The 11,533-nt window shown below is 42.6% G+C and carries 5 protein-coding genes and 1 pseudogene; 3 read left to right on the top strand and 3 right to left on the bottom strand.

Annotated features, from left to right (window positions below):
- Positions 1-159: 159 nt before the first annotated feature.
- Positions 160-2,055: a RecQ family ATP-dependent DNA helicase gene (locus ACQ86K_RS09520; protein WP_091171572.1), complete on the bottom strand. Its 1,896-nt coding sequence runs from the start codon at positions 2,053-2,055 to the stop codon at positions 160-162.
- 253 nt (positions 2,056-2,308) lie between these two features.
- On the bottom strand, positions 2,309-3,445 hold the full coding sequence (locus ACQ86K_RS09515) for an alpha/beta hydrolase (RefSeq protein ID WP_176844521.1): 1,137 nt from the start codon (positions 3,443-3,445) through the stop codon (positions 2,309-2,311).
- Positions 3,446-3,894: 449 nt separating this feature from the next.
- On the opposite strand from ACQ86K_RS09515, the gene ACQ86K_RS09510 reads away from it, so the two are divergent.
- The 3 genes from ACQ86K_RS09510 to ACQ86K_RS09500 are packed head-to-tail and all read left to right on the top strand — an operon-like array spanning position 3,895 to position 9,528.
- Positions 3,895-6,819 carry a SusC/RagA family TonB-linked outer membrane protein gene (locus ACQ86K_RS09510; protein WP_431200824.1) on the top strand — a complete coding sequence of 975 codons (2,925 nt, stop codon included), beginning with the start codon at positions 3,895-3,897 and terminating at the stop codon, positions 6,817-6,819.
- Between the two features lie 32 nt (positions 6,820-6,851).
- Positions 6,852-8,441, top strand: a complete 1,590-nt coding sequence (locus tag ACQ86K_RS09505) for a RagB/SusD family nutrient uptake outer membrane protein (protein WP_091171562.1) — start codon at positions 6,852-6,854, stop codon at positions 8,439-8,441.
- Positions 8,442-8,499: 58 nt separating this feature from the next.
- Positions 8,500-9,528: a SusE domain-containing protein gene (locus ACQ86K_RS09500; RefSeq protein ID WP_176844520.1), complete on the top strand. Its 1,029-nt coding sequence runs from the start codon at positions 8,500-8,502 to the stop codon at positions 9,526-9,528.
- Between the two features lie 344 nt (positions 9,529-9,872).
- Here ACQ86K_RS09500 and ACQ86K_RS09495 read toward each other — a convergent pair.
- Positions 9,873-11,160, bottom strand: a pseudogene (locus tag ACQ86K_RS09495) (citrate synthase).
- Positions 11,161-11,533 lie beyond the last annotated feature (373 nt).

Raw genomic sequence — 11,533 nt, 5'->3', positions numbered from 1 at the left:
TCTTTTTATAACAATAACAAACTTTACCGGACAACAGTGAACTTGTTTCGGCACCTCACGTGCTACATTTACGCGCGCCGATCAAAGATGTAGACTTCTCTTGTGGGATCATGAAACAAGTTCAGGACGACAGTGGAGCATAAAATGCTTATTATTTGATCAACTTAAATAATAAGCCTCACCGTCGGTCTTAATCTTCCCTGCATCGAGCAGCAGGCGTACGGCCTCCATTTTTTCTTTTTCGGTACCGATGTTGATCCCGGTTATCAGTCCGCCGATATCGGGGTTGCTAATACTAAGCAATTGTACTATTTCGGTGGTGATGTTGTCGAAAATTTCGTCTTGATTTACCCTGCGTTTTTCCTCAAGGCAAACATCGCAGATCCCACATTTACGACCATTTGGCTCATCAAAATAAGCCAGCAACATCTGGCTCCGGCAGCGTTTATGAATGGCGTAGGCAAAAACAGCTTCCATTTTTTGACGGTACACTTCTTTGCGCTGCTCAATATATTTCCTGTCGATAGTGAGGTGACTGCCCTGTATCCGTGGTTTTAAATAGGTAACCTGGGGCTTATCTGTTTGCTGCATATAGCTTATCAGGCCGTATTGCTGCAACTGTAACATCCCCTCAATAACCTGCTGAACGCTTAAACCTGTTCGCCTTGCGATATCAAACTCCTTGATACGTACATAATTTTCAAACGCGCCACCGTATGAGCGCAGCAGGGTTTTGATAAACGGGTCCCAGCCGGCGTTCTGGATCTGGAAGTTGTATAGTTGTTCGTTAACTACCTCAAACTGAAAACGCGAGGGCAAAAATACGCTTTCGTTAAAAGCCAGGTATTCATCACGCTCTAAAAACTTAAGGGCGTTGAGTGTTTTAATAGCATCGAGTTTAAAGCGGCTACAAAATTCGCCAAGGTCGAGATCAAAGCTTAAACCCTCGCCGGCCTCATAAGCCACCTGGTAATAATTGGCCAGGTTGTGGTATACCTGCTTAATTTCCTCAACCGATGGAAAATTAAGCTCATACATCTTTTCCTGTTTAAGCTTATCGGCAGGGTTATATAGCAGCACGCCAAAGGCTTTATTACCATCGCGCCCGCCCCGGCCGGCTTCCTGGTAATAGGCTTCCAAACTTTCCGGGATATCCTTGTGGATCACAAACCGTACATCCGGCTTATCTATCCCCATACCAAAAGCATTGGTAGCTACAATCACCCGTACCCGGTTATTTTTCCAGGCCTCCTGCTTTTCGGCGCGCTGGTCAACAGTCAGGCCTGCGTTGTAATAATCGGCCCGTATACCGTTATCCGTCAGGAACTTTGCTATCTCAAAAGTTTCCTTCCTGCTCCGTACATATACAATGCCGCTTCCCTTAACACCGCGTACGATATTGAGCATTTTACGGAACTTATCTTCTTCATGCTGCACCACATAACGGATATTGCGTCGTTCAAAACTTTGCTGGTAAACTACCGGGTTTTTGAATTTTAGCTTTTCCTGAATATCGGCCTTAACATCGGCGGTAGCTGTTGCTGTAAGCGCAAGCACGGGCACGTTGGGATGCAGCTCCCGCAGATCGGCAATATGCAGGTACGGCGGCCTGAAATCGTAACCCCATTGCGAAATACAATGCGCCTCGTCCACCGCGAAAAGGTTTACTTTCATGTACTTCACCCGCTCGCGCACCAATTCGCTCAGCAGGCGCTCGGGCGACAGGTACAGGAACTTTACCGAACCATAAATGCAATTATCCAGCGCCAGGTCTATCTCACGGCGACCCATTCCCGATACTATGGATATCGCGTTGATGCCTTTGGCCCGCAGGTTTTCAACCTGGTCTTTCATGAGCGCAATAAGCGGCGACACCACTATACAGATCCCCTCTTTAGCCAACGCCGGCACCTGGAAACAAACTGATTTACCGCCACCGGTAGGTAACAGCGCCAAAGTATCATTTCCTAATAAAACAGACTGGATGATCTCGGCCTGCATGGGCCTGAAAGTATCATGGTTCCAGTATTGTTTTAATATTTCTTCGATGGTCATGGGTAAACGCTGACCTCAAAACTATTAAATTTAAGGGAAATTTGGGCGGGTTATGGATAGAACGTTAAGGTCGGAATCAGAATTTATAGAATTAAGGATTTACAGATGCAAAGAAAATTCGAAATCGAACATCTGAAATCCCAAATTATCATTGTGGGCGTTACCTTCGGTCCGCGCTATCCGCTCATACTGCGCAGGCCTTAGCCGCTTGGCCGGTATCCGCTACTATAGCTAACGCAAAACAGGTAGTTAATTAAAACTCCATCAACCATTTATAAAACCCAGGCCAGTCGCCGTTCCATTGCTTTTCATTGTGGGTTGCACCTTTGATTATCGTGACCGGCGCATTTTCGGGTTTTACCCCTCTTGATTTCAGCAAATCAGCCATCTTTTGCATGTCAGCAACCATGCTCTCACTTTCGGCATCACCGCAAACAAAATAAAATCGGCTCATTTTATTTATTGTAGCCTGTTGCGCCTGGTCATAAATCTGCGGCGCGATCCAGAACGCGGGCGAAAATACTCCTGCATTTCCAAACACCCCGGGATATTTAAGTGCCGCATACATCGAGATAAGTCCGCCCATGGAGCTGCCCGCAATGGTTGTGTGCGCGGCATCAGTTTGGGTACGGTAATGAGCATCAATATATGGCTTAAGCTCTTTAATCAAAAATTGAACATAATCGTCTCCCCTGCCTTCACCATATTTTGAATTATACGGGTCATACTCGGTTATGCGGTACTCGCCTCCATGATCGATACCTACTATAATACTTTCCTGCCGTACTGGTATTTTATCCATCATTTCATCAATGCCCCATTCGCCATAGCTTGAGGTGTAATCGTCAAAAAGGTTTTGACCGTCGTGCATGTAAATTACCGGGTATTTCTTTTTGCCTGCATCGTACCCGGCCGGCAGATAGATCCAAACCCTCCGCTGCCTGCCTAATTGCGGCATCTGAAATTTTTCGCTGATCAAATGTACCCTCGCTGTAGCGGTATGTTTCTTTTCGGGTACGCCAAAGTTATCCTGCCAGGCTTCAATGTCCAGCTTAATAGTTGTATCTGCGGTTATTTTTAGGTTGCGGTTATCAATGGGCTTGCCAGCAACATCGCATTCAACGGAGTTCCAACTGCCACGGGTCACTTTAAAATGCACGATACCAACCGGCAGTTCTTTGTTCAACACATAATTCCCGGCCGGGGTTTTGAGCAGTTCCCAGTTTTTATCAGCAGGATTCCAGCCGTTAAAATCGCCCGCCAGGAACAGGTGTTCAGACGAGCTTTTCAGGGTTGCTATTTTGCCGGTAAAAAAGGAGATTTTCACCTGGCTAAAAAGCAAAAAATTTTGTCCAAAAAGCAAAAACGCGCAGAAAATTATTTTTTTCATTATCATAAAAAGCTAAAAACCGGGAACGTTGCCGGGAACGTTCCCGGAAATAGGTTGCATAAAAGTAAAATCACCTATTGTGTACACCTGACACTTACTTATTTCACAAATATGCGTTTAAATCTAAATTTCGCATAAAAACAATAATTTTTCCCACTATTTTAATAAATTTCAGTATTTCTTTAAAGTTAAAGAAGCCTTAATTAAACGCTTTAAAATTATCTTTTATATAAAATTTGCAATTGATATTTGTAAATGTAAATTAGTCGCATGCTGTTTCGGCCACAATAATAAACCAATTATAGACGGCAAAATAAGCCTTTTTTTATTCATAAAAATCAATAAGTAAATGAGAAAAAATTACTCAAAAAAGTATGTTCTTCTTTGTGCTTTCCTGATGATGTCATTCATGGCGTTTTCACAAACCGGGAGTATTAAAGGAAAGGTATCTGACGAGAACCAACCAGCCCCTCCCCGGTGCTACGGTTACCGTCGATGGTACCACTATTGGTTCAACTACCGACGCTAATGGTAACTATGCCATTAACAATGTTAAAGCCGGTACTTACACCCTAAGCGTAAAATTTATCGGTTATATTACCATCAAAAAAACAGTAACCGTTAACGGTGCTACGGTCGAAAACTTCAGCCTCGCTCCCGAAAGCAAAAGCCTTAACGAGGTAGTAGTTATAGGTTACGGTACCCAGCGTAAAAAAGATCTTTCAGGCGCAATCACCAATGTAACCGCTAAAGATTTTCAAAAAGGCGTTATTACTACCCCCGAGCAATTAATTGCCGGTAAGGTTGCAGGTGTATCCGTAATATCAAACAGCGGCGCGCCTGGTGCAGGTAGCAAGATCCGTATTCGCGGTGGTGCTTCCTTGTCTGCCAGCAACGACCCGCTTATTGTTATTGATGGCGTGCCGTTGGATAACGCCCGCAACGCCGACGGTACTTCAAAAATATCCGGTGTTGCCGACCCTTTAAGTCTAATAAATCCTAATGACATCGAGTCGTTTTCAGTATTAAAAGATGCATCAGCTACCGCCATTTATGGTAATAGGGCATCAAACGGCGTAATTTTGATTACAACTAAAAAAGGTAAAAAGGGAAAACCAACTGTCGATTTCAGTTCGCAATTTTCCGTATCCAAATTAGGCAAGGAAGTTAGTGTTTTAACCGCCGATCAATTGCGTGATTATGTTAAAGCTAATGGCACAACCGCTCAACAAGCTTTATTGGGTACAGCAAATACCGACTGGCAAAAGCAAATATATCAAACCGCACAAACCACCGATAATAACATCAGTGTATCTGGCGCTACCAAGGTATTACCATACCGTGTTTCGGCAGGGTACCTTAACCAGGAAGGTATTTTAAAAACCGGCTCATTAAGGCGTTTTACTGGTGCTATTAATTTAAGCCCAAGCTTTTTTACTGATCACCTGAAAGTTAATTTAAACGTTAAAGGCGCAAATGTAAAGCAAAGGTTTGCCAATCAGGACGCTATTGGCTCGGCAGTTAGCTTTAATCCTACCCTTCCGGTATATTCGGGCAATAACCGTTTTGGCGGATACTATGAGTGGCTTGACCCATCTTCGGTTAACGGCCTTAAATCACTCGCGCCTTTAAACCCGCTTGGTTTATTGGAACAACGCGATGATAAAAGTAATGTTTACCGCAGCATCGGCAACTTAACCTTAGATTATAAATTCCATTTCCTTCCTGAGCTGCATGCTAACGTGAACCTTGGTTATGACGTATCAAACGGTCGTGGCACTGTGTTTGTAAACGATAGCGCTGCATCTGGCTATAAAAGATATAAAGATGCCGCCGGGGTTTTCCATGGCGGTACAAACACTCAATACAAACAATTGCAGTCAAATAAAATATTTGAAGGCTATCTGAGCTATGCTAAAGATATAAAAGACATTAAAAGCCATATCGATGCGGTAGCAGGTTATTCATACCAGGATTTCAAAACTACAACTTACAATTTTCCTGATGTGACTGCCGATGGTACAATTGTATCAAAACCAGTTTATCCTTTCGATAAACCCGAAAACCGGCTGATATCAGTTTATGGCCGTGTAAATTATATTTATGACGATAAATACATTTTAACAGGTACAGTAAGAAGAGACGGATCATCAAAGTTTGCACCAGACAGAAGATATGGTACCTTTCCATCCGCGGCCTTTGCATGGAAAATGATCCAGGAAGATTTTCTTAAAGGATCAAAAGTTTTATCTGACCTGAAATTGCGCTTAGGTTATGGCAAAACAGGCCAGCAGGATATCGGCGAGAATTATAGCTATATATCATATTACAACCTCAGCAACAATACTGCTCAGTACCAGTTAGGCGATAAGTTTTATAACTTGTACCGCCCGGGTGGCTATTATCCTAACAGAACCTGGGAAGAAACCACATCCGCCAACGTTGGTTTTGACTTTGGCTTTGCCGACAACCGTATTACCGGTACTATTGATTATTACCACAGGAAAACTTCTAACCTGCTCAACAGGATCTCCCAGCCTGCAGGTTCAAACTTCTCAAACGAGATTGTTGCTAACATTGGCGATGCAACCAGCAGCGGTGTTGAATTTAATATCAATGCTGATATAATCAGGAGTACCGATCTCACCTGGAGTGTTGGCCTTAACGCTACTTATAACCAAAACAAAATCACCAAACTTACTATAGCACCAGATCCAAGCTATGCAGGTAGCCCTACCGGCGGCATTTCTGGCGGAACCGGTCAAAACATCCAGATCAACTCAGTAAACTATCCACGCTATTCATTTTATGTGTACCAGCAGGTTTATGGCCCGGACGGCAGGCCTCTTGATGGCGTATTTGTTGACAGAAACAAAGATGGGGTGATCAATGACCAGGACCTGTACCATTATAAAAGCCCTGATCCTAAAGGCTACTTTGGTTTAACATCAAATGTAAACTACAAAAAATGGTCGGCAGGTTTTACTGCACGGGCGAGTGTAGGAAACTACGCATATAACAACGTGTTTTCAAGCACTGGCACCCAAAGAAGCATCATTAACCCTATCGGTGTTATAAACAATGGATCAACCAATGTACTGCAAAGCGGTTTGACCGGAAACAGTGATAAAAATGTGCTGTCAGATTACTATATCCAAAACGCTTCATTTATCCGTATGGACAATATAAACGTAGGTTACAATTTTGGTAAAGTATTCAAAAATACCGGAAACTTAAGATTAAGCGCTAACGTGCAAAATGTGTTTGTAATTACTAAATATAAAGGTGTTGACCCTGAAATAGGAACAGGTATCGATAACAACCTGTATCCGCGGCCACGTACCTATGTTTTAGGGCTTAATTTATCACTATAACCTTATAGCTGATCATTTTAAAAGAAATCAACATGAAAAGAAATTCAATAAAACTTATAATAATCGGCGGCCTGATAGCCGCAGGTTCAGTATCATGCAATAAAAAGCTTGACCTGATCCCTACAAACGACCTGACATCGGCACAGGTTTATAATTCTCCGGAAGGTTACAAACAGGCATTTGCTAAAGTATATGCCGCATATGCATTAACAGGCAATTCAGGTCCTGCTGGTAATGGCGATGTTCAGGGTATTGATGAAGGAACATCCGATTTTTATCGTTTAATGTGGTGTGCAGAAGAACTACCCACTGATGAAGCCGTAGTTGGGTGGGGCGACCCCGGTCTGCCCGACTTTCACAATATGTCCTGGTCATCAAGCAACTTGTTCCTGAAAGGCATTTATTACAGAGCAGTTTACCAGATAACGCTGGCTAACGATTTTATTCGTCAGTCAACAGATGCTAACCTGAGCAGCAGGGGCATTTCAAGAGCTAATGCCACCAATATAAAAATGTATGCTGCTGAGGCACGTTTCTTAAGAGCTTATCAGTATTCGGTATTAATGGACCTTTTTGCAAATCCTCCGTTTGTTACCGAAAATGATGCCCTTGGATCAACCTTACCAAAACAAATAACCCGCAAAGACCTATTTAATTATATTGAAAGTGAACTCAAAGCGATTGACGGAACTTTAGCAAAACCCCGGGCCAACGAATATGGTCGTGCCGACCAGGCTGCCGAGTGGGCATTGCTGGCCAGGATTTACCTGAATGCCGAAGTTTATACTGGCACTGCACGTTATACTGACGCTATCACTTACTCAAAGAAAGTTATTGAAAACGGCGGTTACAAATTGATCAGTGATTATACTAAACTGATGCGCGCCGACAATAACGTAAATACAGATGAGTTTATCTTAACCATTAACTACGATGGCTTGCGCACGCAAAGCTACGGCGGTGCTACCTTTATGACCCACGCGCCTGTTGGTGGCTCAATGCCGGCGGCTGATTATGGTATTAGCGGCGGATGGGCTGGTTTGCGTACCACCAAAGCTTTGGTAAACCTGTTTCCAAATGGTGCTTCAAGTGCCGATAAACGTGCCCAGTTTTATACCAACGGGCAAAACCTTGAAATTTCAGATATCAGCACCTTTACAGATGGATATGCTATTTCAAAATTCAAAAACGTGAAAATAGCGGATGGCAAACCGGGTTCAAGCCTTGATTATGCAGATATGGACCTTCCCATTTTCAGGCTTGCAGAACAATACTTAATATATGCCGAAGCAACAACAAGGGGCGGCACAGGCGGCGATATGGGCCTTGCTGTAAGTTATATCAATAAGCTGCGTGAAAGAGCCTATGGCAATGCAAGCGGCAATGTAACCAGCATCACAACAGACCAGATCCTCGATGAAAGGGGCCGCGAACTGTATTGGGAAGGCTTCCGCCGTACCGACCTGATCAGGTACAAAAAGTTTGTTGAATCCAGCTACCTGTGGCCTTTTAAAGGCGGCTCGAAAGATGGCAAAGGTGTTGAAAGCTACCGCACCATTTATCCATTACCAACAAGTGATGTTGCAGCCAACCCTAATCTGAAACAAAATACAGGATATTAAAATATACCGGGAGATGTTCACAAGCATCTCCCGCAAAACCATAAAACCTAAAAAGGATATGAAAAAAATATTTACCACGCTCCTGGCAATTGGCGGTATCGCGCTGCTGATGCTGGCATCATGTAAAAAAGATGAAGTAAAGGTTGTAGCAAACGTGGGCAAAGTAGGCGCTTTAACATCAACAACAACCGCCCCTGAACTTTCAAAGCCCAACGCTAATAATGATGCTATTACCTTTAGCTGGGCCGCAACCCCGGTAACTGGTTACAATGCCCCTATCACCTATACTATACAGTTAGATGTAAAAGGCAATAGTTTTAAAAACGCAAGAGAAGTAAGCACCGATAAGCTTACCCAAACGCTTAAAGTGGGTGTGCTTAACGATATGTTAACAGCATTGAAGCTATCTTATGACAACCCATCGCAAGTTGAGGTGCGCATTAAATCATCAGCGGCTCCAAACCTGGCTGCTACCTACTCAAACGTTATTACATTAACTGTATTACCATACCAAGGTACAGGCTATATTTATGTTCCCGGTGCTTACCAGGGATGGGACCCCAAAACTGCCGATAGTCTTACTTCGCCAAATAATGACGGTGTGTATGATGGTTATATCGGTTTCCCTGCAGGTAAGCTTGAATTTAAACTTACTCCTAAAAAGGTATGGGACGTTGCATACGGAGATGCAGGCAGCGGAAAAATAAGTACTACCGGCGGTAACCTTTCAGTACCTGCCGCAGGATACTATGCATTGCATGCTGTTATTGATCAAAACGATAAAACAAAAGGCACATTTACTGCTACCCCTGTGTTCTGGAGCATTATCGGCGATGCTACCCCCGGCGGCTGGAGTACCGATACAGATATGCTTTATGATGCCACCACCAAAACCTGGAGCGTTACAGTTGCTTTAATTGCCGGCAAGGATATGAAATTCAGGTTTAATCACAGCTGGGATTTAAACTTAGGCGGAACGCCAGCGGCGCTTACACCAGGCGGAGGTAATTATACCATAACAACCGCCGGTACGTACAAAATAGTACTAGATACTAAGGCCAACACCTTTACTATTATTAAGCTTTAAGCTTAACCACTTCAGTTGATTGATTTATTTATATGGCCCCGCACGGTGAAAACCTGCGGGGTTTCTTATCTGAACCTTGATTTGCCTGATTTTAGGATTATAGGATGATTGAAAATACGGTGATTTCAACGTTTTAAAGATAACCTGATTAACCACGAATATTAACATGGCTCTTCTTTTGATAAGATCAATCCCCCAAAAGCATATGATATCAAGGAAATTCTCAAATCCTAAAAATCAAGGTTAAGACAGAAAAAAGCGATGAGGTCATCCCCCATCGCCTTTTTATTTAAGTAATTTTTTCTTCTATGACCTATGATCCATCAACTATGAACCATATAAATTTACCGGTTTGCTATCTCCACATACTCTTTAGAGGTGGCACCAACGTAAATCTGGCGCGGACGACCGATAGGTTCTTTGTTTTCTTTCATTTCTTTCCACTGAGCTATCCATCCTGGTAAACGGCCAAGCGCAAACAGTACAGTGAACATATCTGTAGGGAAGCCTAAGGCGCGGTAAATGATACCGGAGTAAAAATCAACGTTAGGATAAAGTTTACGCTCAACAAAGTAAGGATCTTTCAGGGCAACTTCTTCCAGTTTTTTCGCTATTTCCAATACCTCATCGTTGATGCCCAGTTTTTCTAAAATATCATCACATGCCTTTTTGATGATCCTTGCACGCGGATCAAAGTTTTTATAAACACGGTGACCAAAACCCATTAAACGGAAAGGATCGTTTTTGTCTTTAGCCTTAGCAATCCATTTATCAGTATCACCACCATCTTCTTTGATCTTCTCCAGCATTTCAATTACAGCCTGGTTGGCGCCGCCATGTAATGGTCCCCAAAGCGCTGAAATACCTGCAGATACCGAAGCATAAATATTGGAATCAGACGAGACCTACTATACGAACGGTAGAAGCAGAACAGTTTTGCTCATGATCGGCATGTAAAATTAACAGCTTGTTCATAGCATCAATAACCACCGGATCGATCTCCACCTCCTCTGTACGCTGACCAAAAGTCATGTGCAGGAAGTTGGTAACGTAATCGTATTTATTTTGGGGATATATAACAGGGTGCCCTAACGATTTTTTATAGATCCACGAGACCACGGTAGCCATTTTAGCAAGCATTTTAATAATGCTTTGGTTAAGTTCTTCGGTGGTTTGGGATGGCTTTAATGATTCGGGATAAAAAGCCGATAATGCAGATACCAATGACGACAACTGCCCCATCGGGTGCGATTTTGACGGAAAACCATCAAAAAACTTTTTCATGTCCTCATGCACCAAAGTATGGCGGCTTAGCTCGTACTGGAAAGATTTTAGCTTTTCGGCAGATGGCAGCTCGCCATAGATCAGCAAATAAGCAACTTCAATAAATGATGATTTTTCGGCTAACTGCTCAATTGGATAACCACGATATTTAAGTATTCCTTGCTCGCCATCTAAAAAAGTAATGGCGCTTTTGGTAGCGCCTGTATTTTTGTACCCGATGTCAAGTGTTACATAACCGGTTTGATCGCGAAGCTTAGAAATATCGATTGCCTTTTCACCTTCAGTGCCCTCAATTACCGGGAGCTCAAATGTTTTATCACCAATTTTTAGTTGTGCTGTTTCCGCCATAGAAATTTGTATCTGCAACAAATGTAAATAAATCTGCGTATTAATAACCGCTAATATAATTTACTGTTTGTAAAAATTTTCGGCCAAATTTATTATTTTACAACCTGTATTTGTGCTTATAGACGTTAATAATTGATTAAAAAATTACTGCAAAACATGTCGTTAAAAGGTAACTCATTGGTAATGATCCAAAACCAAGCTACCGTTTACCGCCTTTTACTCATAGGCTTATTTATTGCAAGTCCCTCGTTACACTATCTTTGCTTCCACAATTCTTACGATCCGTTTTGGCTAAGGGCGATAAACTGTTTTTTTTGTGCTATAACGCTATTTTTTCTTTCGGTAACAATAAAATTTTTTACAAAGCGGGGAT

The organism is Mucilaginibacter sp. P19 (assembly GCF_050632265.1).
Taxonomy (GTDB): domain Bacteria; phylum Bacteroidota; class Bacteroidia; order Sphingobacteriales; family Sphingobacteriaceae; genus Mucilaginibacter; species Mucilaginibacter gossypii.
The sequence above is the reverse complement of the archived record's forward strand: the minus strand, read 5'-3'. Positions and strand labels throughout refer to the sequence as shown.